Annotated in this window: 22 protein-coding genes and 3 pseudogenes; 14 read left to right on the top strand and 11 right to left on the bottom strand. The window is 69.5% G+C overall.

The window, feature by feature from the left end:
- The first annotated feature begins 85 nt into the window (after positions 1–85).
- Positions 86–637 carry a hypothetical protein gene (locus OG788_RS45905; RefSeq protein WP_406368489.1) on the top strand — a complete coding sequence of 184 codons (552 nt, stop codon included), beginning with the start codon at positions 86–88 and terminating at the stop codon, positions 635–637.
- Here OG788_RS45905 and OG788_RS45910 read toward each other — a convergent pair.
- Positions 634–959: pseudogene (locus OG788_RS45910) on the bottom strand (integrase core domain-containing protein); the annotation flags it as partial. The gene OG788_RS45905 and the pseudogene OG788_RS45910 overlap by 4 nt on opposite strands.
- 455 nt (positions 960–1414) lie before the next feature.
- Between OG788_RS45910 and OG788_RS45915 the strand changes: the two are divergent.
- The 3 genes and pseudogenes from OG788_RS45915 to OG788_RS45925 form a co-directional block, all read left to right on the top strand.
- Positions 1415–2235 (top strand): annotated as a pseudogene (locus OG788_RS45915) (hemolysin III family protein); the annotation flags it as partial.
- Between the two features lie 758 nt (positions 2236–2993).
- Positions 2994–3332 (top strand): MerR family transcriptional regulator, encoded by a 339-nt coding sequence (locus OG788_RS45920; RefSeq protein WP_406368488.1) that lies wholly within the window; start codon positions 2994–2996, stop codon positions 3330–3332.
- Between the two features lie 172 nt (positions 3333–3504).
- Entirely contained in the window at positions 3505–4317 is an 813-nt protein-coding gene (locus OG788_RS45925; RefSeq protein ID WP_406368486.1) for a MarR family winged helix-turn-helix transcriptional regulator, read from the top strand.
- Positions 4318–4487: 170 nt separating this feature from the next.
- On the opposite strand, the gene OG788_RS45930 is transcribed toward OG788_RS45925, so the two are convergent.
- The 3 genes and pseudogenes from OG788_RS45930 to OG788_RS45940 form a co-directional block, all read right to left on the bottom strand.
- A complete protein-coding gene (locus tag OG788_RS45930; protein ID WP_406368485.1) occupies positions 4488–4883 on the bottom strand; it encodes a PPOX class F420-dependent oxidoreductase in 396 nt (131 codons plus the stop codon).
- Between the two features lie 79 nt (positions 4884–4962).
- Entirely contained in the window at positions 4963–5139 is a 177-nt protein-coding gene (locus OG788_RS45935; RefSeq protein WP_406377031.1) for a hypothetical protein, read from the bottom strand.
- A gap of 336 nt (positions 5140–5475) precedes the next feature.
- Positions 5476–5607, bottom strand: a pseudogene (locus OG788_RS45940) (chloramphenicol phosphotransferase); the annotation flags it as partial.
- A gap of 303 nt (positions 5608–5910) precedes the next feature.
- On the opposite strand from OG788_RS45940, the gene dacB reads away from it, so the two are divergent.
- Together dacB and OG788_RS45950 are read left to right on the top strand one after the other, a co-directional pair.
- The gene (gene dacB, locus OG788_RS45945; RefSeq protein ID WP_406377025.1) at positions 5911–7491 is read left to right on the top strand and encodes a D-alanyl-D-alanine carboxypeptidase/D-alanyl-D-alanine-endopeptidase; all 1581 of its coding nucleotides are present in this window, start codon (positions 5911–5913) and stop codon (positions 7489–7491) included.
- 407 nt (positions 7492–7898) lie between these two features.
- Positions 7899–8105 (top strand): hypothetical protein, encoded by a 207-nt coding sequence (locus tag OG788_RS45950; protein WP_406368482.1) that lies wholly within the window; start codon positions 7899–7901, stop codon positions 8103–8105.
- Between the two features lie 174 nt (positions 8106–8279).
- Here the strand turns inward: OG788_RS45950 and OG788_RS45955 are convergent, their stop codons facing one another.
- On the bottom strand, positions 8280–9491 hold the full coding sequence (locus OG788_RS45955) for an RNA-guided endonuclease InsQ/TnpB family protein (protein WP_406368480.1): 1212 nt from the start codon (positions 9489–9491) through the stop codon (positions 8280–8282).
- Positions 9475–9933: an IS200/IS605 family transposase gene (gene tnpA, locus OG788_RS45960; RefSeq protein WP_406368479.1), complete on the bottom strand. Its 459-nt coding sequence runs from the start codon at positions 9931–9933 to the stop codon at positions 9475–9477. The genes OG788_RS45955 and tnpA overlap by 17 nt, the downstream gene beginning before the upstream one ends.
- Positions 9934–10860: 927 nt before the next feature.
- On the opposite strand from tnpA, the gene OG788_RS45965 reads away from it, so the two are divergent.
- Genes OG788_RS45965 through OG788_RS45975 form a run of 3 tightly spaced genes read left to right on the top strand, consistent with a single transcriptional unit; the run spans position 10861 to position 12317 of the window.
- Positions 10861–11208: a hypothetical protein gene (locus OG788_RS45965; RefSeq protein WP_356756533.1), complete on the top strand. Its 348-nt coding sequence runs from the start codon at positions 10861–10863 to the stop codon at positions 11206–11208.
- 34 nt (positions 11209–11242) lie between these two features.
- On the top strand, positions 11243–11503 hold the full coding sequence (locus tag OG788_RS45970) for a hypothetical protein (RefSeq protein ID WP_406368478.1): 261 nt from the start codon (positions 11243–11245) through the stop codon (positions 11501–11503).
- On the top strand, positions 11493–12317 hold the full coding sequence (locus OG788_RS45975; RefSeq protein WP_406368476.1) for a M57 family metalloprotease: 825 nt from the start codon (positions 11493–11495) through the stop codon (positions 12315–12317). Before OG788_RS45970 ends, OG788_RS45975 begins: the two co-directional genes overlap by 11 nt.
- A 518-nt stretch (positions 12318–12835) precedes the next feature.
- On the opposite strand, the gene OG788_RS45980 is transcribed toward OG788_RS45975, so the two are convergent.
- The 3 genes from OG788_RS45980 to OG788_RS45990 all read right to left on the bottom strand — a co-directional run bounded on the left by OG788_RS45980 (position 12836) and on the right by OG788_RS45990 (position 14852).
- Positions 12836–13351, bottom strand: a complete 516-nt coding sequence (locus tag OG788_RS45980) for a hypothetical protein (protein WP_406368475.1) — start codon at positions 13349–13351, stop codon at positions 12836–12838.
- A gap of 218 nt (positions 13352–13569) precedes the next feature.
- On the bottom strand, positions 13570–13887 hold the full coding sequence (locus OG788_RS45985; protein ID WP_406368474.1) for a hypothetical protein: 318 nt from the start codon (positions 13885–13887) through the stop codon (positions 13570–13572).
- Complete coding sequence (locus OG788_RS45990; protein WP_406368473.1) at positions 13884–14852, bottom strand: PIN domain-containing protein; 969 nt, start codon at positions 14850–14852, stop codon at positions 13884–13886. Before OG788_RS45990 ends, OG788_RS45985 begins: the two co-directional genes overlap by 4 nt.
- 156 nt (positions 14853–15008) lie before the next feature.
- Here OG788_RS45990 and OG788_RS45995 point away from each other — a divergent pair, with 156 nt between their 5' ends.
- Together OG788_RS45995 and OG788_RS46000 are read left to right on the top strand one after the other, a co-directional pair.
- Positions 15009–15224 (top strand): hypothetical protein, encoded by a 216-nt coding sequence (locus tag OG788_RS45995; RefSeq protein ID WP_406368472.1) that lies wholly within the window; start codon positions 15009–15011, stop codon positions 15222–15224.
- 395 nt (positions 15225–15619) lie between these two features.
- Positions 15620–18490 (top strand): protein kinase domain-containing protein, encoded by a 2871-nt coding sequence (locus OG788_RS46000; RefSeq protein WP_406368470.1) that lies wholly within the window; start codon positions 15620–15622, stop codon positions 18488–18490.
- Positions 18491–18666: 176 nt separating this feature from the next.
- Here the strand turns inward: OG788_RS46000 and OG788_RS46005 are convergent, their stop codons facing one another.
- Positions 18667–18912, bottom strand: coding sequence for a hypothetical protein (locus tag OG788_RS46005; RefSeq protein WP_406368469.1), 246 nt, complete (start codon positions 18910–18912; stop codon positions 18667–18669).
- Between the two features lie 714 nt (positions 18913–19626).
- Between OG788_RS46005 and OG788_RS46010 the strand changes: the two genes are divergently transcribed.
- The 3 genes from OG788_RS46010 (at position 19627) to OG788_RS46020 (ending at position 24233) form a co-directional block, all read left to right on the top strand.
- Positions 19627–19842: a hypothetical protein gene (locus tag OG788_RS46010; RefSeq protein WP_406368467.1), complete on the top strand. Its 216-nt coding sequence runs from the start codon at positions 19627–19629 to the stop codon at positions 19840–19842.
- Between the two features lie 612 nt (positions 19843–20454).
- Positions 20455–21252, top strand: a complete 798-nt coding sequence (locus tag OG788_RS46015; protein WP_406368465.1) for a hypothetical protein — start codon at positions 20455–20457, stop codon at positions 21250–21252.
- Positions 21253–21326: 74 nt separating this feature from the next.
- A complete protein-coding gene (locus OG788_RS46020) occupies positions 21327–24233 on the top strand; it encodes an AAA family ATPase (protein ID WP_406368463.1) in 2907 nt (968 codons plus the stop codon).
- A 3-nt stretch (positions 24234–24236) separates the two neighbouring features.
- Here OG788_RS46020 and OG788_RS46025 read toward each other — a convergent pair whose 3' ends face one another.
- Entirely contained in the window at positions 24237–26414 is a 2178-nt protein-coding gene (locus OG788_RS46025; RefSeq protein WP_406368462.1) for a bifunctional serine/threonine-protein kinase/ABC transporter substrate-binding protein, read from the bottom strand.
- Positions 26415–26434: the final 20 nt, after the last annotated feature.

Consider the following 26434-nt stretch of genomic DNA (forward strand, 5'->3'; position numbering starts at 1 on the left):
TACCTTCCACTATTGACATGTCGATGCTGGAACTTCTAAGTTTGACGTGTCAGAATAGGAATGTCAGCAATTCCGGGGGCCTTCAATGTCGTACGTACGCACCTTCCTCCCATGGATCGTCTTCGCGGTGGTCCCCTCAGCCCAGTGGCAGTGGGGGGCGCTCGCCGCTCTGCTGGTGGCGGTGGCGGTGATCGCCCAGCAGCGGCGCGCAGGAGTCGGCTTCGACGCGCTGATCATGGAAACCGGCTCGGCCGTCTTCTTCGCGGTCCTGGCGGTCGTCGCCTTCGCAGACCCCCATTCGGCCGCCCACGCCTACTCGGCGGTGTTCTCCTCGGCCACCCTGGCTCTCATCGCCGGGGCCTCGCTGCTGATGGGCAAGCCGTTCACGCTGGGTATCGCCAAGCGGACCACGCCACCCGAGGTCTGGAGTCTCAAGCCCTTCATCCGGGTCAACGTGGTCATCACCACCGTATGGACCGCCGCTTTCGCCGTCACGGCCGGCGCCCTCGCGGTCCTCGCCCACGCCGACCAGGGCCACTCCACGACGGCGACACTCGTCCAGGTGCTCGGCTTCGTCGTCCCCGTCCTGTTCACCGTGCGCTACGTCGCCGCCGCCCAGGCCAAGGCGAGGGGCTAGTTGTATTGCCCTGTGAGGTTGGGGACGCGGCCGGCGGGTGGTTGGCCTTTCAGCGCGGTGTGTCCGCGGTGGTGATTGTAGGTCTGCAGCCACTGCGGGTAGGCGTCGCGTCGTTCGGTCTCGGTGCGGTAGGGGCGGGCGTAGGCCCACTCGTCCAGCAGGATGCGGTTGAAGCGCTCGACCTTCCCGTGCGTTTACGGCCGGTAGGGCGGGTTCGCTTGTGGGTGATCCCGGCTGCGGCGAGGGCATCGCGCCAGTCGCGTGAGCGGTAGTAGGAGCCGTTGTCGGTCAGCACCCGCTGGACGGTGATCCCGACCTGGGCTGGGCCCGGTCCCAGAAGGCGGTTGTCCGCTCATCGTGTTGGGCGACGGTGTGCGCAGCCGAAGTTCCCGATTGCCGACATGCTCGGGGCCCTGAGCTGCCCGCCGGAGGACGGCCGGCACTGTCCGGCCTGCCGCACCGGCCTGCGCTGGTATCCGGTTGTGGGGGAGGGATACCGGCGCTGCGCGAGATGTTCTTCCGGCGCCGCCGGTGCAGTAGGTGGCCCGACCCCGAATGCGTGGTGCGGGACCGGGCTGAGGCTGAAAGCCCTTGACCGGCAGTGGAAAGCGGGCTCTCAGCGGTCGCGCATCGGGTGGGCACCTGCACGCGATCTCTATGGGAAACGACTCTCTTCTGCGGCAGAAACGGAACTCCTGGTCGGCGGCAGTCCGGGAGCAGCGGTCGCTGGCATGTAGGTGGTCGGTCCCGCATGGTGAGGCTCTTACCATGGCCCGCATGATCACCGGTGATGCCCAGGAGCCCGAGCGAGCACGAGAAGGTGTGTCCCGCGACACCACTGAGGCTGAATGCATACCTGTCACCCTTGCGCGTGGCGAATACCGCGAGGGCGAGCCGCCTGTCGGATCACAAGATGACGATGCACGGGAGAGCGCCAACCCGGTTGCCGCTCTGGTGGAGCGTGCGTCCGACCTGGCCGAACCGATCAAGCCGAGGCTGCGTGGCTGGCTGCACGCAGGAATGGTCCCCGCCTCACTCATCGCAGGCATCGTGCTCATCTGTCTGGCCCGCACCCCAAAGGCGACCGTGGCGTGCGCCGTGTACTCGGTCACCGCCTGGCTGCTGTTCGCAACGAGCGCCGTCTACCACCGCGGCACCTGGGGGCCGCGCGGCGAGGCGATCCTGCGGCGTCTCGACCACGCCAACATCTTCCTCATCATCGCCGGCACCTGCACGCCCCTCGCGGTGGATCTCCTCCCGCCGGACCGGCGGGCCGTACTGCTGTGGATCGTGTGGGCGGGAGCCCTGGCCGGCATTGCCTTCCGGGTCTTCTGGGTCGGGGCTCCGCGTTGGCTGTACACCCCGTGGCCCTGGGGTGGGCACCGGTGCGGTACCTGCCCGACTTCCTGCACACCGGCGGAGTGGCCGTACTCGTCCTGGTCGTGGCCGGCGGGCTTCTCTACAGCGCGGGCGGAGTCGTCTACGCCCTTAAGCGCCCCGACCCCTCGCCCCGCTGGTTCGGCTTCCACGAGGTGTTCCACGCCCTGACCGTGGCAGCCTTCGCCGCGCACTACCTTGCCATCTCCCTGGCGTCTACTGACCCCAGCGCTTGCAAAAAATCTGTTCTGGCTGGAGTAGACATTGGGAGATCGTCTGGCTATGGTTTCTCTCGTAGTCAGAGATCAGCAGGGCCCGGCAGACACGGACTGCCGGGCGGCGGTACAGGTAGTTGCAGTTGGTAGGGCGGTGCGGTGGTGGAGTTCCGAAGCCAGAGTTGTCGTAGGACGGCGACGGGGCTGACGACCGGACCGGGTGGCCCGCAGTGATCAGGGGCCGCCGTGAGTAGGACCGCAGTTGAAGTACCTGTAGGTGCAGTTCGCGGTATCCAGCAGTGAAGTTTGTGAGTGGTACCTCGGTGAAGGCGTCGGCTGCGGGCGCGCGCACCGGGAGGTTCGGCAGTGGGGTTCTAAGCCGGAGCAGTAGTCGCAGGACGGGCGACGGGGCTGGCTGCCGAAGAGTGGCGCTGGGAGAGGCCACTGAGCGGTTCGCATCACCAGCAGTACGCAGTAGAGCAGTACCAGCAGTTGATTGATCCCAGAGGGAAAGAACGGAGGAATCTCGCGCCATCAGGATCGCCCGGGCGGAATGGCTGAGCCCGGGTACCGCAGGACATCGATAGTGAGGTGGTCTCCGGTCGAGCAACCGCGATCCCCGCACCCCCGACAGCATCTCGGTCGGGTCTGCGGAAACTGAAGGCCGGCCAAGTACCAGGGCCGGCAGATGGTGTAGCAGTTCCTTCGGGGCCCTGGCGCCAATGGCGCCAGGGCCCCTCCACGCGTTCCACGAGAGAGGTGCAATGACAGCAGACGACTCGTACGGTCGGCTCGACGACGACGACTACCCCGCCTACACCATGGGCCGGGCCGCCGAACTCCTCGGCACCACCCAGGGCTTCCTCCGCGCCATCGGCGAAGCCCGCCTCATCACCCCACTCCGTTCCGCGGGCGGACACCGCCGCTACTCCCGCTACCAGCTGCGCATCGCCGCCCGCGCCCGCGAACTCGTCGACCAGGGCACCCCCGTCGAGGCCGCCTGCCGCATCGTCATCCTCGAAGACCAACTCGAAGAAGCCCAGCAACTGAACGCCTCATACCGCCGCGAGACCGGAACGGCAGACCCGACAGCTGCTGTCTAAGACGGCTTGGACCGGCACCTCGGGCTCGCGGTCCGGTCTCAGCTCGGGCTCGGCAGATACACCGACGCTTGGACCGAGCCCGATGGGCAGTCATGAGAGAAGACGGAATTTTGCTGACCACGCGCCCGGAGCCCCGTGGGGCTGGATCGACCGCGGCCAGGTTCCACCGCGCGTGGGCGACCCGGATCAGGAACCGGGCCCCGTGGATGGGAAAGGCATGACCGAGTGGAAAGGCCCCGGCTTCGAATCCGTCCTCGCCGTGGCCCGCCAGGCCGGCAGGCTCGCTGAACTCCTCGACGTCCTGTGGGAGCAGGACCGCAACGAGGGCCCGCCTCCTTACGTTTCTGTCTCCCAGTTGCGCGTGATGTACCTCGTCGACCGCGAGAACGGGTTCCCCATGCGGGCGCTCACCCGGCGCCTGGGTGCATCGCCGCCGTCGGTCTCCCGTCTGGTCGACCGTCTCCAGGCTCTTGGCTTCGTGGAACGCCGACCGTGCCCCGACAGCCGCCGCGAAGTCATGCTGGGTCTGACGCCCGCCGGCCGTATACACCTGGCCCGGGTCCGCGAGCGGCGCGACCAGCTTCTCCTCCACGCGCTCCGCAGCATGCCCGGCCAGCAGCGTGCCGCACTGGCCGGAGGCCTTGCCGCACTGCAGCACGCGCTGGTCCTGCCACATGGCGGAGAGGACGTCCCCTGTCCGGACGGGAGCCTAGGTGGGCCACGCAACCCACGGCAGGGAATCGCGCCACCCTGGACGCCTGAAGGCCCAGTTCTGGAGCACACGGGCCACGATTTCGTGGCCGTGCAGATCGAAGGGTCCGTCCACCCGCGCCTGGAAGTGAAAGTCCGGTCCGCCTTCCCGGAATTCGACCTGACAGCTCATGTCGTCGTTGAGACGGACTTGCATGTAGTGCTGGCCCGCAGGTTCCGCGTTCAGCCGGTCAACGATCACGAAGCGGTGGCGCAGATTCATCTCGCTCAGTAGATCGAACAGTGCTTCCTCGGAAGGATCTTCCCAAGAGTCTCCGCTCCAGGTCCTCGCTCGCAGCACCGGCTTCCCCATGGGACGACCCTAGCGATGTTGATGCACTTGCGGGAGTGCGGCGTGGACGGTGACTGTGCCGGGCCCGTTCGTGACGCAGGCGGTTGCCGGGTTCAGACGGAGAACCCGGTGGTCTTCCGCGGCGTCACCCGGACGATGAGCCGGAGCACCTCTTCCGGCTCGGTCGGTGGGTCCTCGCCGAGGTACTTCTGCGAGAGCTCGCGAGGCAGCGACTTGTCCGGGTCCTCGATCAGTTCGGCGGTGCCGCGGATGTCTACGGACCGGTACGGGTTCTCGGTGTCGAAGACGGTGAGGCTGACGCGTGGGTCCCGGGCGAGGTTGCGTGCTTTCTGGCGCCCGGCCGTGGTGGAGAACAGCACCTCGTCTCCGTCCCGTGCGATCCAGACCACCGAGGTCTGCGGCCCGCCGTCCGGGTTCAGTGTCGCGACGGTGGCGAAGTTCCTGCCGTCCAGCAGCTTGCGCGTCTCCTCGTTGAACGTCACTGACACGGTCTCACCTTCCTGTTGGCATGCGTGAGTTCACTGCTTGCGCAGAACAGATGCGAGGGCTGATTCCTTCCCGCCGCGCTCACCGCCCGAGGCCGTCGGCGGAGTGGTCCAGGCGGGCCTGCCTCCTCGCCTGGGCGACGAGGGCCGGGGGCATCTCCGTCGAGAGGAAGCACGGCCGCGTCATGCGCCTGTTGGCCATCGGTGCGGCGTGGAAGGCGTAGCAGGACGAGGGCCGCATCCCCAAGGGTGCGTTCATGCCGGGCATCGACCGATCAACGCCCAGCAGGGCAAGTCGCTGCACGCGGAGCCGATCGCTCAACAGATGGTCGAGGACCGGGTACGGCCGCGCGGGGCGTTCGTAGACCTGGAGAACGAATGGGCGACGTGGCAGCCCAGCGACGATGATTCGCCGGGCCGTTTCGACGGCTCGTGCGTCCTCGTGCACGGCCTGATCCCGGAGCGATCGTGCACGCGCTGATACCGACGTCGCCGCAGCCGGGCCACTACGGGCGGGGCGCGCTGTCGTCGGGGCCCGCCGGAGTGTACGGGCGGGGCATCGCGAAGCAGCCCAGGGAGGCGGCGACTTGCAGGTCACGCCCTGGTGGACCACGTCCGCCTGGGACGCGGCCATCGCGATGGTCCGATCGCCTCGTGCGGTCTCACGGCCTGCAGCCGCCGCGGCGTCACACCTGACGCCGACCCACAGCACCCCCAGTTCACCCACGGCTCTTCCGTCAACGCTGCTGTGAGTTCGGTCCGCCGGGTCGGTTGCCCCGGTGGCTCACTGTGTGCGGACTCCCGGCCTTCCCGGCCTCGGCGATCGACCGACCGGATGAAGTTGTCCCATGCGCTGTCGGCACGGAGCCGAGCTGCGGAATGTGTGCGGGTTTGTGTTCTTACGATGCCGCCAGGAGCGCCCCGCCAGAAAGTCACCGGCGAGTAGGGCCCGTGCGAGTCGGCCCCGTGCGATGCGGGCCTGTCCGACTCGGCTTCTTCGACTCCAGAAACGGCGGAATGCATGAGACCGATGATTAGTGGTGGCCGGCTCCGGACCTGGTCCGCTGCTGGTGCGACACTTGTGGTTCTGGCGGGGGCGGCAGCCGCCGGCCCCCCGGCGGCGGCGCACGACGACGACCTCGGGCCCGCCATCGAGGCGATCATGCACAAGCCCGAATACAAGCACGCGCAGTGGGGCGTGTTGGAGACGGACCCGGAGACCGGCCGGGTGATCCACTCCCAGTTCCCGAACCAGTTCTTCGTCCCCGGCTCGACGGTCAAACTGGTCACCATCTCGACCGCCTGGCACACCCTCGGCCCCAACCACCGCTTCACCACTCCCGTGATGGCGACCGGCACCCGCACCGGGTCGACGCTGCACGGGAACCTGGCACTGGTCGCCCAGGGCGACCTGACCATGGGCGGGCGTACCAAGCCCGACGGGTCCGTCGACTACACCGACATCGACCACACCGAGGCCGCACTCCCCGGCGCGGCCCTCACCCCGGAGAACCCGCTCGCCGGCATCAACAAGATCGCCCGGCAGATCCGCGACGCGGGCATCACCAGGGTCGACGGCAACGTCATCATCGACCCCCGTCTGTTCACCCCTCCCGCGCTGAGCCCGCAGCCCACCCCGCTGATCCTCAACGACAACCTGATCGACCTGCTGACGACCCCGACCAAACCGGGGCAGCCGGCCAAGCTGTTCTGGCGCCCGCAGGTCTCCCCGTACCACGTCACCTCCACCGTCAAGACGGTCTCCAGCGGGGGGACCACCTCCGTCAACGTGACCGCCTCGCCCGACGGCACCCAGATCCACCTCTCCGGCACCATCGCCGCCGGTTCACAGCCGCTGCTGCGGGTCTCCAACATCAAGGACCCCAACGCCTTCGGACGTACCGCGCTGATCGAGGCCCTCGCCCGCGTCGGTGTCACCGTCACCGCGCCGCCCACCGGCCCCAACCCGCAGAAACAGCTGCCTGCCTCCTACCGCAACACCCCCCGCGTCGCCGCGTACGTCTCCCCGCCCTACAGCCAGTACGCCAAGCTGATCCTCAAGGTCAGCCACAACCTCGGCGCCAACCTGGCCCTGTGCAACATGGCCGTCGCACGCGGGAGCAAGAACTGCTTCGACGCGTTCCCGATCGAGCACGACTTCCTCACCGACGTCGCGCAGATCGACCCGAAACAGTTCCAGCTCGCCGACGGGCGTGGCGGCGTGCCGGCCGAGCGGGTCACCCCGAACGGTCTCGTCGAGCTCCTCACCTACTGGCTGCACACCCCCGACGCCAAGGCCTTCCGGAAGTTGCTCCCGATCCTCGGCGTCGACGGCTCGAACGGGATCTCCTGCACCACCAACTGTCCGGCCAAGGGCAAGGTCTTCGCCAAGCCCGGCACGATCATCGGTGACGACGACCTGAACCAGGAGCTCGCGGCCACAGCGCAGAACGAGGCGGGCTATCTGCAGACCGACGACGGCCGTCTGCTGACCTTCTTCGTCGGCGTCAACGGCGCCGCCACCGAGAACCTCGACAGTTTCATCAGCATCTTCAACGACGTCAACCAGATCACCGCCCTCCTCCAGGAGCAGGCCTCGGCACACGCATAGCGCTCCGCCGGCACCGCCGCACCGCCGCCCGGAGTACCAGGGGCCGTTTCGAAAGCGAGGCGACACCTGTGCTGTGCACACTCCGGCGGTCGGTGCGGCGCCCGGGCACCGGCGATGCCCCCGCCGGGCAGTACGGCCGGCAGGCGAGTCAACCGCCGGCGGCGGGGGATCGCTGCACGCCCTGCCGCCGACGGGTCCTACGCGCCGAAGCCGCGCCCGCATCTCGCGCAGCCGACGGCCTGGCGGCGCCGACCACGAACGCGACCGCCATGCCCGCCGACCTTCTCCACCGTGCTTCGGGACAGCCGACGGCCAGTGCTGAACTGGAGGCGTGCCGCACGGCCCCGTACACTCGGCGGCTGCCTCCGTGTCCGACGCGAGGCGCCGACAGGAAGGACGCGTCGCTCGTGTTCCAGGAAGCCCCGATCTACACACAGCTCATCGCGGAGCGCGGTGATGTGCCGGCGCAGGTGCGCGGTGAGGCCGAGCGGATCGGCAGGGACCTTCAGCGGGTGATGCTCCCCTTGCAGGTTTCCGCTCAGCCCGCGCCCGAGCGCGCATGGCCCAGCGCGCCTGCCAGCCTGGCACTCCCAGCCGGTGCGCAGCCGAGCTGACCGGCACCCGGGGACCGTGCGTCCGGCGGATGGTCGCCGTGTAGAGGTCGGGCGGGGGATCGCCCACGAATCGGCGGAGCCGGAGGCCCCCTGAACTTCCACGCAGACCGCGCGCGCCGGGGACGGTGTGACTCCTCCCCCCGGATAAATCCGGGGGGCTTCTCCTGTCGGTGGCTAGGCCACGTCGGGAAGGACCAGCCCGGCCCTGACAGCGACGTTGAGTGCGCCGACCGTGTCGGCGTTGGCGGTGTGCCCGCACTTCACGCACTCGAACTTCTCCTGTGTGGTGCGGTTCTCGCCGGACACGTGCCCGCATCGGGGGCAGGTGCGGGAGGTGTTGCGGGGGTCCACGGGAACCAGCATGCGACCGGCGCTTTCAGCCTTGTGCGCGAGGATGCCCAGGAAAACCCCCCAACCCGCGTCGTGGATGCTCTTGTTCAGTCCTGCCTTGGCCGCCGTGCCGTTGGGCAGGAAGGCGCCGGGGTTTTGGGGGTCGGGCTCGGGCTTGGGTGCGCGGACCATGTTCGCGATGCTCAGGCGTTCGTGCGCGATCACGTCGTAGGTGCGGACCATCGTGAGGGCGGTTTTGTGGGCGTGGTCGGCGCGCTGCCGTTTGACCTTGCGGTGCAGTTGGGCGACTTTCTCCACGGCCCGGCGGTGCTTGGCCGTGCGGTTGTCCCGCTTCGTTCGCGGGAACGTCTTGAGGGCGCGCTGGGCGTTGGCCAGGGCTGCGGCGTTGCGCTTGCCGTGGCGGGGGTTGGCGATGTGCTCGCCCTGGGACGTGGTCAGGAAGTGGGCGACGCCCATGTCGATGCCGGTCACCGCGCCTGTCGCGGGCAGCGGCTCGGCGGGGACCTCGTCGCAGGCCAGGACTATGTACCACTGCCGGCCCTCGCGCTTGACGCCGACTGTCTTGACCCGGCCCCTGACCGCTCGGTGCTGGTGCACGCGGACGTGCCCGACACCCTGGAGGCGTACCCGGGTGACCGGGTCGTGCGGGGTGGAGTCCCAGCGGCACCCGTCGCCGTCCTTCGGGAACTGAACGGTGTCGAACCAGTTCACGCCCCGGAAGCGGGGGTAGCCCGGCTTCTCGCCGGCCTTGACCCGGCGGAAGAACGCCTGCATCGCCTTGTCCAGACGGCGCAGGGTGGCCTGCTGGGAGGAGAAAGACCAGCGTCCCTGACGCTCAAGGTCGAACGCCCGGATGTCCTTCAGCTGGGCCGACTGGTCGCCGTACCGGACGGTGGTCTTCGAGGCGTGCCGGTAGGCGTCACGGCGCTCCTGCAGCGCCCCGTTGTAGAGCGAGCAGTGATCCCGCAGCATCTCACCGAGCGCGGAGCTCTGGCGGACGGTGGGACGGAGGAGGAATTTATACGCGCGGTGCACGCTCCTCCTTCTCCTTCTTCTTCCGCTTGTTGGTCCAGGGGCGTTCCCACTGGGTGTCGATGTACTTCTCCACCGTGTCCGCGCTGACCGCGCCGACCAAGGCGACGAAGAACGACGACGACCACAGGGTCGGCATCTGCGACTTCAAGTGCGGAAACTCCTCGCGCAGAACGCGGGAAGTGAAGCCCTTGAACTGGTTCGCCACGTACGACGCGAACGCCTTCGGCTCGTGCCTGACGAACAGGTGCACGTGATCGGGCATCACCTCAAGGGCGATGATCTCCCAGCCCTTCTCCGCAGCCTTCGCTTCGATCAGCTCACGCAGTCGGACCGCGACCCGGCCGCCGAGAACCCGGCGGCGGTACTTCGGGCACCACACCACGTGCAGTCCCACGTCGTACACGCCGCCGGAATACCGGCGGACCTTCCGAGTCACCGCCACAATCACCAATGTATGCACGGCATGTATCTAATATCTGCTGATATCGATAACCCGAGGCCGACAGGGCAGATCCGTGGACACAGTTGAGGTCAGAGCAGCACTGAGAAGCGATTCCCCCCACGCCTAAAGGCGCGGTCCCTTCGCTAGGTCCTGATGGCACGTGGACGCAGGCGGGTCCGTCACTTCCTCCGTGGCGGCGGACCCGCCCTGCTGCGTGGCCGAGGGCGTCGGTTTCGGTGAGGCGCCTTCCTCGACAGGCCGAGCAAGCTCTCGATCGGACGAGTTGTCAGTGGCAACGCCAATCGGCCTTGGGCGAGATTGACGTTGGCTCCGGTTGGGTGCCCCCGCAAACGCATCACGGCAGCATCGCTGGGCTTCATCGACCGCGCGGATGGACCATGGCGTACCGATACCCTCCAGGCGACTGCCAGCGGCCGGACGCAGGCCACGTTCCGGTAGCGGGCGCGCGTGAAGTCGGCCGACGCCTGCGTGGTACGGCATTCGTTGTCGCCCTGGGGGTGCTGAGTCCAGCTGTCGTCTCCATCGCCGTACCAGTCGAACAGCGGACCCACCCGGTCGTGTTCACCGGCGATGAAGCCGTCCAGCGGACACCATCGCACTCATGACGGCTTGCCCATGTCGACGCGCTCGCAGCCGGTACGAGTGCTGACTCCACACCCTTGTCGACGTCGTCGGTCCACCTGGCGACCCCGTTTTCCGGCGCGGGTGCGGACAGTGATCCGCGCTGCAAGGTTGCAGGTCGGAGCGTAGCCTGGAACCAGACTGCGCTTGCGGAAGTGCGGCATTCCTTCACCTTCCGCATCACCCACCTAGTTCCTGCGTCAACTTCTTGGCGCGGTCGACCGTGTGCCTCGGGTCGGAGGCACGGTAAAGAAGCGCTGACGCCTTTCAGAAGGCGGGCATCACATGGTTTCGTACGCATCCCCGGAACAGGTCGAGATCGACGTCCGGGACGAACTCCTTGAACCCGAGGACCAAGCCGACGGAGAGCAGCGGATCGTCGATTACACGACGTTCTTCTTCCCCGCGCACGGCGTCTTCGCCAGGCGGCTCATCTGCGGCCCCACTCTCAAGTCGTACAGCCGGGCGTTCGTGTCGCTCTGCGAAGTCGACGGGAACAACGTCCCGTTCCGAGGGCTGGCAACGATGAGCGTCGCCAACGTTGTTCCCCACGACGACGGCATCCTGGAGATAGTGGGCTCCATCCAGTGGAACTCCGACATCAAGGTGCGCGCCAGCGTGCTCTGGCAGTAACCGAGTCTTGAGCACGGACTATCCGGAGCGAACAGTGCCCGACGAGAACGGCGCAAGTGAACAGCGGACACAAGAAGGCCGCCTGCTGGACCGGTTTCCCGGGCTGCGTGAGTCCGTCGCGTCGCAGCCGGAGTTCATCGCCTGGAAGGACAGCTTCCCCCTCGTCGAGGTGGACGCCGAGTCGTTCCGGGTCGCCCGGGGCGACCAGCTCATGGATCGTGACCAGATGATGGTCGAGTGGATCAGGCTGTTCCGGCCGCAACTGCTCGAAAGAGGTACAGAAAATGACAGATAGCTCCGACGTGAGGCGCCCCGAGATCGTCATCGACGGCCAGGTGTTCTACCGGGTGGAGGGTGATCTGCTGCTTGACGCCGACGAACTCGATGTCTACACCGAGGCGCAGAGGGCACTGCGGGCACAGCGCAAGGCTGCCCGGCTGCTGGCACAAACGGGGGTCGGCACCATCGGCAGCGGTATCAGCCCGCTCGGGCAGCCGAGCAGCGGCCTGCTCGGCATCCTGCAGGACGGCAAGTTCCTCCGCTGGGAGCCGGGCACGGTCCTGAAGTACTGCGTCCTGCGCAAGACCTTCCCAGAGGAGGAGTTTTACGAGTCGGTCGTCGACAACATGCGGCGCGCCACTGACGACTGGTCGGCGACCTGCGGCGTGCAGTTCGAGCACGTCGAGACCGCCGACGAGAGCGATTCGCTGCGGCCGCCCGAAGTCGTCTTCCCGGTACGACACCTCGACTCCGGGGGCCAGTTCATCGCCGCGGCGTTCTTCCCGAACGACCCGGAGAACCGCAGGCGCGTCTTCATCGACCCGTCGTACCAGACCACCAGTTTCGACCGCGTGGGCGTACTGCGGCATGAGTTGGGCCATGCCATCGGCTTCCGACACGAACACATCCGCTCGGGCGCGCCCGCCCTGTGCCCCGACGAATCCACCGAGGGAACAGTGGACCTCACGCAGTACGACCCGCAATCGGTCATGCACTACTTCTGCGGTGGTGTGGGATCGCGGGAGCTCGCCATCTCCGAACTCGACCGGGTGGGCGCCCAGAAGGTCTACGGACCTCCGCTGTCCAGTTTCAACCTCCTTGCCGCCTGAAGGAGTTGACTGCGGCGCCGCATGGCGGCGGTCAGCAGGAAGCAGCGGCTCTGTCGAGCCGCAAGAGCCCGTCCATGCGGGGTCCAAGCCGAAGGTCACATTCCCGAACTACCAAGTAGACGTGTTCGCAGGCCGGGTGCCCGGACACCTCGCAGGCGTAGCACTCCAGGCTCTGCAGCCAAGTTGCCGGTGTGGTTCGTACACGTCGACAACTGCCCTGGATCTGCCGGCACCCGGCCTGGCCAAGAGCTCGATACGGGAACGAATCCGGCAGCAATCGAGGTCGGGCAGCGTCTTGGCCGCAGGTAGGGTACCCGGGCGTCTTGAAGCACGGTCGGATGCGGCGCTACTGAGCCAGCCTCGACAACGTTAACGCCATTACGGGGCGTTGCCGGTCTGAGTGATCTGACAAGACCAGTGTCACATTCGACGTACTCATGTGGCTGGGATCTGCCCGCCCTGCACCACACGCCAGACCGAGCTGGTGCGGTCACACTTGCGGTATGCCGGGTAGGCCGTCAATGTACGGCGGTGGCCCGGGGATTGACCTCACAGCGCTCGATCTCGTCGAGGGGGCCCGCGCTGGCCACGGCCGCCCGGACTCTCGCTTTGCCCTTCGCGGCGACCAGCACCTGCTCGTATGTCTCGCTCATGGTGAAGCCGTGCGTGTCCTTGTAGTTGATCTTCACGCCGAAGGTGCCCTCGCGCTCGTTAGGATTCCTGACCACGACGGTCGTGTACGGGTCGTCGGCGTCCGCGCAGTGTGTGAGCACGGCGGTGCCGTCCTTCAGGGGCCGGGTGGCAGCGACGGAGAGGGACGGCGTGGGGGTGGAACGCTCGGTCGGCCGCGAACGCTGGGTGTCGCCGTCTTCACCGGTAGGCGACCCTGAGTCGGCGCCGGGGGCGCCCGCCGCTGCCGTCGACGCGGACTGTGGAGAGGACTTGGCGTTGCCCGGCTTCGTGGCACCGCATCCGGACAACGCTATGACTGCCGCCAAGACCACTCCGGCGGTCATGTGCACCCGCTTGATCACGTCACTCTTTCGAAGAACGGAGCCGCAGGATCGATTCCTGGACGGCCGCGCTGGTCAGCGCGTGCAGAGGCTACCAGCGGGCGGAGATCCGGCACCGGCCACGTGATCAGCGCGAGTGAACGACCGGGGACACTCGACGGGCGCAGAAGTAAGGGCCATCGTCGCCGCGCCCCGACACCCAGGACCTCTCTTTCGGATCACTTGGTGGCGGTTCGATCTCAGGGCATGCTGAGTCCGAAGGAACTGCTGCCTGCGACGATGCGCTGGGCCGAGGCCACCTCCGCCCGGCTGACCGCAGCGTCCCCGTCGGCGGAGGTGGGCGCGAGCGCCTCCGGCCACGGAGTGATCTGCGCCCACCGGCTGGGCGTGTAGCGGACCGTGTGTGCGCCGGGTGTCCCGTCCGCGTAAGCCGACGCGTTCACCTCCCACCAGCGGCCCAGCGCCCGCACAACGGGACCGGGCAGCAGGCGTGCGGCCATCTCGCGGTCCACCGCGTCCGCACGCTCCTGGCGACCCTGCCCGTCCTGTTCGTTCATGAGCCGTTCCCTGCCTGACGTGCCGCCGGGCTTGGGGAGGAGTCGGCGGATTCCTTCGGTTCGGGCTGCTGCGGTACGCCCCCGCCCGGCACGAGCTCGGCGGCTGCCTGTTCCAGTTCCTGCCGGCGAAGTTCGCCGCCCTCGATCAGGTACGTGTCGGGCAGGGGCCGTGCCGGCAGCCCCCAGGTGCGGGCGCGGGTCCGTACGCCGATGTCGCGGCTGACGACGACTACCTCCGCGGGAGCGACGGCCTGGTGCAGACGCAGTGCCGAGGCCACCAACTCGTCGTCCGGAACGGGAAGGCGGGCGTGCCCGGGCTCATCGGCCGAGATGAACACGGGGGTTCCGTCGTCCGCGGTCGCTTTCTCAGGCTCTGTTTCCAGCACCGACTCCAGCAGCCGGAACACGCCGCGCGCCCGCCGGGAGATCTTCTTGTCCCCGGTCTGGTAGCTCTTGATGTCGATTTCGTCGACCACGACGTGCGGGACCATGACCGCGGTGCCCTTCCCGAACACCTTCTGCCAGGGGACCTTGTCGAACCGCGTGAAGTGCAGCGTGGTGTTCGTGTCCAGCACCGCGTACCGGACGGCACTGGCGCGCCCGTACCGTTCCTGCAGGGCACGCACCCGGTTGGCCAGGGTTCTGAAGTAGTCCTGGAGCTCGGTGATTTCCACGTACATCATCAGCCGGGCCTCGTCCAACGGTGCGGTGAGGATCGCCCGGTAGCGGCCCGCGCGGAGCTGTCCCGCGATCTCCCGGTCGCTGAACCGCCGGTTGAGTTCCTCGGCGGCCTTCCAGGTCCACTCGTCGTACCGCCTGCGCACGGCCCGTATCTCGGCCTCGGCATCCGCGCCCGTTCTCATCGTGTGAGGGATCCGGATAGAGACGTCGTTGAGGCTCCCGGCCACGAGATCCTGCTCCAGGAAATTGATCGCGTCGGTACAGGTCGTTCCGGCTCTCAGCATGCCCTTGTTCGCTCCCCCCGGACTGAGCTCGGTGCGCTCCGTCGGGCCCATCCTGCCAGCGGCTGGCACCCCGAACCCTGTTCGAGTAGGGCCGCGCCGCCCTAGGGGTGAAGGGCGGCCCATGAGGGCGTGCCCACCTGCGCGAGAGGTCAGATCATGACCGAGCCCGCCATCCATCTCTACGAGGCCGTCAACCCCGAGGCTGTCGATGCCGACAGCCTCTCCTTCTACATCGCTGAGCCCACCGGCACCGTCGTCATCGCCAGCATCGACCGCAACTCTGCCTACATCCGCATCGGTACCTGCCACTGCGCCGACCACCCGCAGCACGGTTCCCGCCTCGACACGGTGATCTTCAACAGTCGTCCATAGGCGGCTTCGTCCCCGGGCCCCGTCTACCCGATGGGGCCCCGGGACTGTCCGTGTGCGCGTCGCAACAGGTGCCCGGCGCTCATCGGTTTCCGCACGCCTTCCCGCGCCCCTATCCGCGGGCCCGCAGGGCGATATGCGGCTTTCGGTTCGACTCTCAGCGCGCGAGCATCATCACTGATGAAGATCTGCGAATCGGCCAGCCCTGCTCTCGTTTCCCACTTGGTTGACGGCAACAATGCCCGGACCCGTAGCTCTGGCGCTCGGTGCGAAGTAGCGATGCCACGGCTGAGCTGTGCCCCCGCCGCCTTCGCGGCAGGACACGCGAGCGAACCGGATCCGGGCGTGAATCGTCTGGGTTGACAAGTACCTCGGCTACGTTTGCGAAGAGGGCGGACATGGGGTGGGCGCGGACGCAATTGGGCGGTCGGTACCGGCTCGACGAACCGTTGGGCCACGGTGCAATGGGCGAAGTATGGCTCGCCGAGGACTTGGAGCTACACCGGCGCGTAGCCGTGAAGCTGCTGCACCCTCGGCTTCCGCAAGACCCCGCAGACCAGCGCCGGTTCCTCCTGCGGTTCGAACGTGAGGGACGGGCCACCGCCCGGTTGCAGCACCCCAACATCGCCGCCGTCCACGATGCCGGGAAGCACGGGACAACGCCCTACCTGGTGCTGGAGTATCTGCGCGGCCGCGATCTGCGAGCGGTGCTGGCTCGGGACCATCCCGGCGGCATGCCGCCTGAACAGGCGCTCGCCTGCGCCAGCCAGATCGCCAGCGCGCTGGCGGCGGCACACGCCGCGGGCATCGTGCATCGCGACATCAAGCCGGCCAACGTGATGATGCTGGACGACGGTACGTGCAAGGTATGCGACTTCGGGATCGCGCGCCTGCTCGACTCGGCGGACCCCCAGTTGACACAGACCGGGAGCGTGATCGGCACTCCGGCGTACATGCCACCGGAACAATTCGACGGCGTCCCCGTAGGCGCCGCCGCCGACGTGTACGCCTTGGGCGCCACGCTGTTCCACCTGCTGACCGGGCGTCCGCCCTTCCTGGAATCCCGGTTCGCCGCGTTTCGCGTGCTGCACGCCTCGGGCCAGATGCCGCAGGTCAGTTCGCTGCGAGCCGAGGCGGCGCCATTCCTGGACGCTCTGGTCGACCGGATGCTCGCGCGGCAGGCGTCCGACCGTCCGACTGCAGCCGACGTCGCCGCACGTCTCGGTGACCCCGCCCTGGCCGTGCCCCGTGCGCAAAGCGCCCCGCTGACCGACATGACGGCCGCCGCGCATGCGGCGCGGCGCATCGAATTTGGTGGCGCCCGGGGGCGCGTGCTGGCCACAATCGCCGCCGAAATGGCCAAGTCAGCCCCCGAGGAAGCGCGCAAACTGCGGGCGGAAGCGGTCGTCGCGGTGCGGAGCGAACGGTACGTCTCGCACCTGGACCTCATCGCCATTGCTCAGGCCATCCGGCCGCACGATCCACCTCACGCGGCAGAGCTGCTGACCGAGGCGGAGCGCCATATGCGAGGCGAGGCCGCGTCGGACGACGCCCCGGCGCTCCACCGGTCCGCCCGAGCGTTGAGCCAGTGGGACCTGCGGCGGCTATCCCGGGTGTGGGCCCTTGTGGACCTGGGGAAGGCCGAGCGCCTGGCCGGCGAGATCGCCGACATGGAGGCCCGGGACGACGCGCTGTGCGGAATCGCGCAAGAAGCGGCTCGGACGCGGCCGGGCGCAGCGGTGCGCATCGCGAGCGACCTGCGCGGCCTCGGACGGAACCATCGGCTGGAGCGCATCGCCGGGACTTTGGCGGAGGTGGACACCGAAGCCTGCTTGCAGGTCATGCGGATGCTCGATCCGGCGTCGCACGCACCGGTGAAGTCGGTGTTCCGTGCCCTGGCCGCCTGCGACCGCGGCGAGGCCGAGCGGGTCGCCGCCGCGCTCCCCGATCCCGATCTGAGAGCGCACGCACTCACGGCGGTCGCCTGCCATGTGGCGGGCGACGACGCGACGCGGGCGCAGCGGATCCTCACGACCATCGACGCGGACAACCGGCGCCGGGCGCGGCAGGACGTCGCCTTGGCCATGCTGGACGCGGATCCGCGCGCTGCCGCGGCCTTGCTCGCGTCGGCGGACTTCGACCGGTACGAGGAAGCGGTCGTGTTCCGCATCTGTCGGCAACTCGCGCCGGTCGTACCGGACCTCGCCGAGCGCTTGGCCCGACGTATGCCCGGTTCCTTCGACCGCGCCACGGCGCTGCGGTGCGTCGCCGCCGCTGTCGCGGGCTCCAACCCGGCACGTGCGGCGGCGCTGCTGGACGACGCCGTGCGGCAGGCGGAGGAGTGCGCGCACCGGAGCGCGATGCCGAAGCCGCTGGCGGAGTTCGCCGCCGAGGTGATGCCGCTGGATCCAGTGCGCGCCGCCGCGCTGTTCAAGGAGGCCGCCCGCATGGCCACGGCAAGGAGAATCGGCGTCCGGCGCGGCAAGGACACACAGTTCGAGGGGGCTGGTTCTCGCGCGATGCAGTTGCTTCAGGTCGCCGAGGCGCTCGCGCCCTTCGACGTCGCGACCGCCGAACGCCTGGTCTTCAAGGCGAGGATCGAAGCCGGGGATTGCTGGATGCTCAATCGTGTCGCCGCGGCGTTCGCCGCAGTCGACCCCGCCGCCGCGGCACGTGTCGCGGGACGCGCCCCCACGCCGCCCCGGCGCGCCGAGGCGCTGACGGCGGCGGTCCCTGTGGCGGCGGCTGCCAACCCGCCCGCGGCGATGCACATGGCCGAGCAGATCACCTCCCAGTTCGACCAGGACCGCGCCTGGGCGGCCATCACCACGGTGATCGTCTCCGGATCCGCCGACGCTGCCGTGCGGTTCGCCCGCACGCTCGCCGAGTCGCTGGAGGCCGCCGAGCCTCGGGGCTGGAGTCGGCGTACGCTGCCCGTGGTCGTCGTCGAGGAGATCGCCGCCGTCGACCCCGCGGCGGCCCAACGCCTCGTCACCGCGCTCGCCATCGGCGACCAGGACCATGCCTGGGCGGCGATCGCGGGGGGTTGGGCGGGGGTGTGCCACCACTGCAAGGGCATTCCGGAGTACGACTGCCTGCCCAGGGTGTGTCCCAAGGGCCGTTCGGGGGGCGGCCCCGCGGAAGCGCGAGCTGACCAGGGCTCCGCAGCACCCCGAACCCTGCCGTCCCCAGCACCGCCCGCCGAGCCGGCGGCCACGGTCCGCGTGGACCGAGCGGTCGACAAGTGCTCGACCGAGAGCGCCGAGTAGTTCGCTTTTACGAACTCCCGGTCGTGCCGGTGTTGGCCTGGTGGCGGTGGGGCCCACGCGCGGCTGGCCGTCTGACAAATCCGGTAGTGATCACTGGGCAGGTGATGTGCCGGCCGGGGGCGCGCCTCCAGTCCGGCCGGACAGATCAGATGCTTCGAAGCACGATCCGTCGTCCGTCAGGGCTGAAAGCGCGCCTGGTCGAGACGCCGGTAGACCATCGACAAAGTGATCAGCAGCTCCAGTAACTTCTTCCGGAGGATCTTGCGGGCCAGGCGTATGTCGTCGGGGGTGTCGACGTACAGCCGCCACGCCGCCCGCCGGACCAAGGACGGCAGGGACAGCGCGAACAGGCCCGCCGGGTGATCCTGCCGCGGCTGGATGCCGCCGGACAGACCTTCGGGGGCGCCGGACGCCGCCGACATGGTGCCGGCCGTACTGCCCGCACCAGAGCGCCGGACCCGCGCGGCGACCGACACCGCCCGCGCCCTGGTGGCCGTCGGCGACGTGTCAGCTACATCCGTCCAGCTTCAACTCGTGGAGCGGACCGCGCCGCAGCCTCATCTGCCGGCGGCGTCTCAACAGGCCCGAATCGTGAGGGTTCAGAAGGGGAGCGGTTCGGCGTCCAGCGACTGGGTGTATCCCGGGGCCCACCGCCCGGGGACGGTCTCGCAGATCGCCTCCAAGTCGGCCCCCGGACGTGCAGCCATGGCGCGCTAGCGGGTGTCGGCGGAGAAAAGCCCAGGGGGCAAGGAGCTGGAAACAACGGACGGCCTCCTGGCGTCTCCTGAGGTCAGGGAGGTCGCAGGCCTTGTCGGCGTGGCGTCGCTCGGGCTTGGAATGCTCGCGGTGGGATCGTGTCCTACCTGGAAATGGGCGACCGTCGGCTTCAGCCCGAGGCTGTCGTGAGTGTTCCCTGCAGAGAGGCCGACGCCCGTGCTGTCATCACCGGACCCTGGCGGTCTGCAGGACAGACCGTCTGTGGTTCGGCCCGTGGCGGTCCGATGGGCGTCGGCCGGGACTGCCCGTCCGGGCTGCGGCCATCCGAGTGTGCTGAAGCCGTGTCAGGCGACCGACCGAAAGCCGATTGACCATGCTGGGCGGGAATCAACACGCTGTCCAGCGATGAGGAGTACGGCATGCCGATGGACTCGGTGGCTAGATTTCTGGCGGCTCTGAACCCGGAGGATCGGCAGACTGTCGACGCCGCACCACGCGATGAGCAGGAGCGCCTCGCTGCGGCCTGGGAAAGCGAGTTGGAGGCAGACGCCGAACTCGACACGCTCGACGAGTTGTCGCCGCCTGCGGCAGAGGCAGAGGCGGCCCGTCGTGTCCTGGACCGCAGAGAAGGTTGACCCCCTGCGGCACCCGTGCCGGCGGCGGCCCTTGCACCGCCGCCAACGGAGACGTGAGAGCGGACTTCTATGCTGAGGCCCTGCACGGCAGGTCGTGGTCCTCTACTTCGCCAAGAGCGGCCAGATCAAGGAGATCGAGGCCGCATAGGAGAGGACGACTCCTGGGCACTCGCCCGTCCGTTGCGCCGCCGCCCAGGTGCCGAGGTCATCGGCCTGGACGATCACCTCGCCCGCCCGCACCGGCAGGGTTCCGCCGGCTCGGTTAGGTAATCGGTTCGGTTCGCTCTGGTGTGGTCGCTGCTGGTCAGAGCATGGGTCCCCAGGTCAGTGATGTGGTCGGTTCTTCGGCATCTGTGAACTTCCCTCGGGATCTGGGTCGGTGGGGTTTCACGCTGGGTGGATGAGTTCGTGCCGGCGCCGGCGGCGCGCCGCACAGTGCGACGCGGACCGGTCGACCCCGAACCCCTCACCCACCGGGTCGACGACCTGGGACATCTACCATCCGTGACGCGCTCACGGCCGGGTGGTCGGCCGCAACCATGGTCAGCTGTGCGGCGTGTGATCCGGTGGGACGGCTTTCGTCTGTTCCCGACCGGAAGGCGAGGGGGCCCGATGACGCAGGAGCAGACCGGGGACACGACGTCGCGGACCAGACCGGGCACGAGGCGGCCCAGGACAGTGCGAGGCCATGCGCTGCGCTGGGTGTTCCGCCTGGTGATGGCTGCCCTGATCCTGCTGCTCGCCATGCGCACCTACGAGGAGACGGGCGTCGCGCACGCACGGTCGACCGGGACGCTGCACACGGCCGAGGCCACCATCACGAAGCTGACGTCCCGCACGACGAGTGGGAGAGACGGCGGAGGACAGGACGGCGGCAGTGGCATCTGGTCCGTCACCACCGTGTACACGATCGAACTGCGCGTCGGCGACGAGACGAAGACGGCGAACGGCGTCCCGAACGACTCCGCGAACGACCTCCAGGAGGGCCAGCGGGTCGAGGCGGGCCTGTGGCATGGGCGGGTCGTGGAGATCAATGGGCGTGACGTGTGGCTCGGCTGGCACCCCGGGGGGTGGGACATCGCGTTGTTCGCGCTGTACCCGTTGATCATGGGGTATCTGATCGCCCTCGCCCTGGCCGCCGCCGCGTACCTGGCCGGCCTCGACGGCCGGGTGAGGTTGGTGCGGCAGGAGCGGTCCGTGCCCTGTGTTTTCGGGTTCGTCGTCGGGGTGGCGGCGAGCTTCGCGCTCCTCGGGTGCGCGGCTTTCGGTAACGGCATCGCGTACTGGCCGGTCGTTCCCGTCGGCGCCGGAACCGCCGCCGCGCTGGCAGGGCTGAGGGGAGCGCTCCGGCGGGCCCGGGCGACCCGCGCCGAGGACGCACCCAGCGGGAGCGCACCGGCCCAGGTCTGATGGCCGGGGCCCGGCCGCCCAGGGGACCACTCTGGAATGATCACGCAAAATCGGTGGGGAATGGAGACGCGCTGGTGCCATCGGTGGACGGGACGGCGACGATGCTGGTCGGCAGATCCGAGGAACTGAGGCGGTTCGACTCGGTGATCGCCGGTCTGGGGCAGGACGGCGTCCCCGCCGTGGTCGACATCGCCGCAGACGCCGGTATGGGGAAGAGCCGGCTGCTGAGCGAGTTTTGTGCGCGGGCGCGGCAGCGTGGGCTGACCGTGCTGCGCGGCAGGGCCACGGAGTACGAGCGGCACACTCCGTTCCAGACGTTCACGGACGCGTTCGCCGACGTCGATCGTGCCTTTCTCGACTCGGACGACGTACCCGAGGCGGCGGCACCGGTGCTGTACGGCGCCGACAGTGCGCAGGGCGCCGCGTCGGGCACGGGCAACCGCGATCGATTCGGCCTCTACCGTGCCGTCACGGAAGTGCTGACCAGGCTCGGGGGGCGGAGCGGGTTGGTGATGGCCCTGGACGACCTGCACTGGGCGGATCCCGCGTCCCTGGAGCTGTTGGACCACTTGATCCGACACCCCGCGTCCGGCCGGGTGCTGCTGGTCGTGGCCCGGCGCGAACGGCAGACGCCGCACTCGCTTGCCGCCGCTCTGACACGTGGCATCGACAGCGGAGCCGTACTGCGCATGCCGCTGCGGCCGCTGCCCGAGCAGGACTCGATCGAGGCGCTGGCCTCCGACCTGCCACCGGGCGACGCCGGCAAGATCTATGAATCCAGCGAAGGCAACCCGCTCTATCTCCTCTCCCTCCTGCACGCCTACCGGCACGGCGCGTCGTCGCGCGGCACCACCATCCGGGCCCACGACGACACCGCGTCCGGCGTGCCGAGCGGACTGGGTTCGCTGCTGCTGGACGAACTGACCGCGCTGACCGAGGCACAGCGCCGTACCGTCGAAGCGGTGGCGGTCCTCGGTGACCATGCCACGCCCGCGATGCTGAGCCTGACGGCCGGACCCACCACGGCGGAGGAACTCGACGACTGCATCGGTGCATTGGCGCGACGGGATCTGCTGCGCAGGGGGTCCGACGGGCGCTGGACCCTGCGCCACCCGCTGCTGCGGGCACTGGTCTACGAGAACACCCCCCCACCGCGCCGCGCCGAGATCCACCGGGGCGCGGCGGACGAACTGGCGCGGGCAGGAGCCTCCGCCGCCGAGCGGGCTCATCATGTCGAGAGGTCGCTGGTCGGCTGGGATCCGGTGTCGGCGGCCGTGTTGAGCGAGGCGGCCGCCCAGTTCGCCCACACGGCGCCCGCTACCGCCGCACATCTGCTGGAGGTCGTCCTGCGGCTCATGCCGGAGGCACCCGCCCACGCCCAGCGGCGTGGGGATTTGACGCTGGCGCGCGCCAGGGCCCTCGGTGTGGGCGGCAGCCTGCGGGAGAGCCGCGATCTGCTCCACACGCTGATCAGCAGGCCCGGGCCGGATGACGCATCGCTGCGCGGGGACGCGATAGCGCTGTGCGCGATGATGGAACGGCACCTCGGACACTCCCCGGAAGCGATCGCCCTGCTGCAACGGGAACTGGTCCGCAGCCCTGGTCCTGAGCCCCGCCAGGCGGTCTCCCTGGGGCTCGCGCTGGGCATGGCGGCCCTGAACACCGTCTCCTACCCCGACGTACGCGACGACATCGAGCGGACGCTCGCGACGGCCCGCTCCCACGGCGACCTCATGGGAGAGATGGGGGCCCTGGCGCTGGGGTCGTTGGGCGAGGCCTACGAAGGGGAGACGGAGGCGGCCCGCCGGTTCGCCGATGCCGCCGCCGGGCTCGCCGACGGTCTGACCGACCCCAACCTCACGGAACTGTGCGAGTCGCTGGTGTGGCTGGCCTGGGCGGAAGCCCTGCTGGAGCGCTACACCGACGCGGAACGCCACGCCGACCGGGGGCTGGACATCGCCCGTCGCAGCGGCCAGGTCCACGTCTTGCCACACCTGCTGAGCAGCAAGGCCTTCGTGCACCTCAACACCTGTCGGCTGCCGTCCGCCCTGGAGTCGGCGCAGGAGGCGGAATCCGTCGCACGAGCCATCGGCAGCAGCGATCTCCTGGCCTTCACCCTGTGTTTCAAGGCGCTGATCCTGCTCCCGCACCGCCCTCTGGGCGACACCAGGGCCTTGCTGACCGCCGAGGAGGCCGTGGCCGCGGCCGGCGGAAGCCGCCACTGGTGGGCGTCGCTGGCCGGCTGCGTGCTCGGTCACACGGCGCTCGTGAGCGGCGACCCGCACCGCGCACAGGACGCCATCCTGAGGGCGGGCGGTCCTGAACTGCTGGGGCTGCAACCCTCCATACGCCCGGGCCAGCTGGACACCCTCGTCAGCACCGCCCTCGCGATCGGCGACGTCGAGCAGGCCGCGCGCTGGGCCGCACGAGCCGTCGAGGAGGCCGACCGGATGGGGCTGCACGGCCAGCGCGGGGCGGCACTGCGGGCCGAGGCGGCGCTCGCCCAGCACCAGGGTGACGCCCGCGCGGCCGCAGACCTCTTCGAGCGTGCCGCGCAGGCGTACGCACCCTCCGGCGCCAGGCTCTGGGAGGCGTACTCCCTGCTGCTGGCGACGACCCAGGCACAGGCCGCGGGCGACCGTCCGCGCGCCGTCGCGATGTGGGAGCGGGCCCGCCGTATCGCCGACGACGGCGGCGCGCGCCTGCTGTCCGACCTGGCCGCGCTCGTGCGTCCCCCAGCAGAGGAGGCACCCCTGGCTCCCACGGAACTCGACCAACTGACCGCACGTGAATGGGAGATCGCGGAACTCGTCGCCGAAGGACTGAGCAACCAGGCCATCGCGACCAAGCTGTACCTCAGCCGCCGTACGGTCGAGACCCACCTGTCGGCGATCTACCGGAAGACCTCCGTGTCGTCCCGCTCGGCGCTGGCGGGCCTCATGACGCGCACGGTCCTGGACCGGCGCGCGCGTGAACGATGAAACTCAGGCCGTGGCGTCCCGGTAGTCGCCGAGACAGCGGAAGGCGCCTCTGGTCGCCCGGAACAGGTACATCGCGTCCGCGTACCGGTAGGTGGACGCGTCGTAGCGCAGCCGTTTGGTGATCCCCCGGTAGTCGGTCTCGCGCAACCGGCCCATGATTGCGCCCCGTTCCGCGCGCGACGCGCCCAGGGCCGTCATGGCGCGGGCCACGAAGAGCGTCGCGTCGTAGGCCTCGGCGGAGTACCAGGGCGGTGCGGTGTCGAAGCGGGCGCGGTAGGCGGCGACGAAGGACTTCGCTGCCGTCACCCGGGCCGGATCGAGGAAGGCGGTGGCGAACACCCATCCGTCGGCGGCGTCGCCCGCCGAGGTGAGGAAGCGGGGGTCGAGGGCGCGGTGGCCGGCCAGCCGCGCACCGGAGTAGCCGGCGGAGCGCAGCGCCCGGGCCAGCTGTGCGGCCCGCGCGTACCCGCCGCCGAACACCACCGCGTCCGCTCCCGCATCCGTCACCGACTCCGCGAGGGCCCGGAAGTCACGGTCCGCGCCGTCCTCGGCGGCGAGGGTGCGCCGGACCGTGGTGCGCTGGGCGGATCGGACGGCCTCGTCGACGCCGGCGCACAGACGCCAGCTGAAGTCGCCCTCGGCGCCATCGTCGATCAGCGCCGTCTTGCGGGCCCCGGCGGTGCGGACGAGGTACCTGAAGACCGGCGCCGCCAGGGTCGCGTCATCGGGGCGGGTGGCCGCGTACACCCGGTACTTGGTGGTGTCCACCTCGTTCAGTCCGACCGACACGGTGACCATCGGGAGCCGTGCCTGCTGGTAGAGGCCGAGGGTGGCCTTCGCACCGGCGTCGGTGGTCGGCCCGAGCACCGCGCGGACCCGGCCGTCGGCCGCCAGCCGCCGGGCGACCTGCCGTGCCCGGGTCGCGCTTCCTTCGTCGTCGTGCACCTGGAGCGCCAGGTCGAAGCCGCGCCCGGCGCGGGAGTTGAGGTGGTCGAGGGCGAGCCGGACGCCGTTCTCCTGGGCGCGGCCCGTCGTACGGCCGCTGCCGCTCAGGTCGGCGTGCAGGGCGACCACCAGGCGCGGGAGGCGGGTTCCGCTTCCCTGGGCCGAGGTACGGCCGGGGCCGTTCGCCGTCCACCACGCTGCCGTTCCGCCGGCAGCCAGGACCCCGGCGGCCGAGCCCAGTACCAAAAAGCGGCGGCGCGTGGCACCTCCCGGGCCGACGGCCGTCTCGGCGCCGGGCGCCGCGTCGGCCACCGTCGCCCCGGACGCTCCGGACACCTCGGTCGCGTCGACGGCGGGCAGGGCGAGCACGGCGGCCGAACGGCGCGCGATCAGCCGGGTCAGGGACTCCGGCAACCAGCCCCCGCCCTCGCCCGTACCGTCCAGGGCCCGACGTATCTCGGCCACCGCCGGCCGGGAGCCGGGCTCCTTCGCCAGGCACCCCCGCAGCAGTGGCAGCAACGGCTCCGGTACGCCGTCCAGTTCCGGCTCGTCATGGACCGTGCGCACCAGAGCCTCGGCCGCGGAGCCATGCCCGAAGGGGCGCTCGCCCGTCACGGCGTACGCCAGCAGACAGCCGAGCGAGAAGACGTCACTGGCCGGCCCGATCTCCCGGCCCCTGCCCTGCGCCTGTTCGGGGGAGAGGAACCCGGGGGAGCCGACCACCATCCCGCTGGCGGTGAGCGCGGTGTCCTCCGGCATCCGGGCGATACCGAAGTCGATCATCCGGGGTCCGTCGACGGCGAGCAGCACATTGCCGGGCTTGACGTCCCGGTGCACCAGCCCCGCCCCGTGCACCGCCTCCAGCGCCTCGGCCAGCCGCGCGCCCAGGACGCGGACGGTCCCGTACGGCAGCGGCCCGCACTCCTGCACCGCCTCCGCCAGCGAGGGCCCCGGCACGAACGCCGTGGCGAGCCACGGCGACTCCGCGTCCGGGTCCGCGTCGAGCAGCGGTACCACCCAGGGGTTGGCGACCCGGCCCCCCGTCTCCACCTCACGGCGGAAACGGGCCCGGAACCCCGCGTCGTCCGCGTGCGCCGCACGGATCACCTTCACCGCGGCGAGCGCGCCTCCGGCAGAGCGGGCCAGATACACCACACCCATGCCGCCCGCGCCCAGCCGGCGCAGCACCCGGTAGCCCGCGATCCTGGCCGGGTCGGCGCCGCGCAACGGCTGCATCAGCGCCTCACCCGGTGGAC

Source organism: Streptomyces sp. NBC_00647 (assembly GCF_045207245.1).
GTDB lineage: Bacteria > Actinomycetota > Actinomycetes > Streptomycetales > Streptomycetaceae > Streptomyces.

Coding starts and splice junctions, on each gene's coding strand:
- OG788_RS45975 (WP_406368476.1), top strand. CDS start 11,493: ATGACAGATAGCTCCGACGTGAGGCGCCCCGAGATCGTCATCGACGGC.
- OG788_RS46010 (WP_406368467.1), top strand. CDS start 19,627: ATGCCGATGGACTCGGTGGCTAGATTTCTGGCGGCTCTGAACCCGGAG.
- OG788_RS45995 (WP_406368472.1), top strand. CDS start 15,009: ATGACCGAGCCCGCCATCCATCTCTACGAGGCCGTCAACCCCGAGGCT.
- OG788_RS45905 (WP_406368489.1), top strand. CDS start 86: ATGTCGTACGTACGCACCTTCCTCCCATGGATCGTCTTCGCGGTGGTC.
- OG788_RS46005 (WP_406368469.1), bottom strand. CDS start 18,912: ATGTCGGCGGCGTCCGGCGCCCCCGAAGGTCTGTCCGGCGGCATCCAG.
- OG788_RS45990 (WP_406368473.1), bottom strand. CDS start 14,852: ATGCTGAGAGCCGGAACGACCTGTACCGACGCGATCAATTTCCTGGAG.
- OG788_RS46000 (WP_406368470.1), top strand. CDS start 15,620: ATGGGGTGGGCGCGGACGCAATTGGGCGGTCGGTACCGGCTCGACGAA.
- OG788_RS46015 (WP_406368465.1), top strand. CDS start 20,455: ATGACGCAGGAGCAGACCGGGGACACGACGTCGCGGACCAGACCGGGC.
- OG788_RS45965 (WP_356756533.1), top strand. CDS start 10,861: ATGGTTTCGTACGCATCCCCGGAACAGGTCGAGATCGACGTCCGGGAC.
- OG788_RS45935 (WP_406377031.1), bottom strand. CDS start 5,139: ATGAACGCACCCTTGGGGATGCGGCCCTCGTCCTGCTACGCCTTCCAC.
- OG788_RS46025 (WP_406368462.1), bottom strand. CDS start 26,414: ATGCAGCCGTTGCGCGGCGCCGACCCGGCCAGGATCGCGGGCTACCGG.
- OG788_RS45920 (WP_406368488.1), top strand. CDS start 2,994: ATGACAGCAGACGACTCGTACGGTCGGCTCGACGACGACGACTACCCC.
- OG788_RS45985 (WP_406368474.1), bottom strand. CDS start 13,887: ATGAACGAACAGGACGGGCAGGGTCGCCAGGAGCGTGCGGACGCGGTG.
- dacB (WP_406377025.1), top strand. CDS start 5,911: ATGATTAGTGGTGGCCGGCTCCGGACCTGGTCCGCTGCTGGTGCGACA.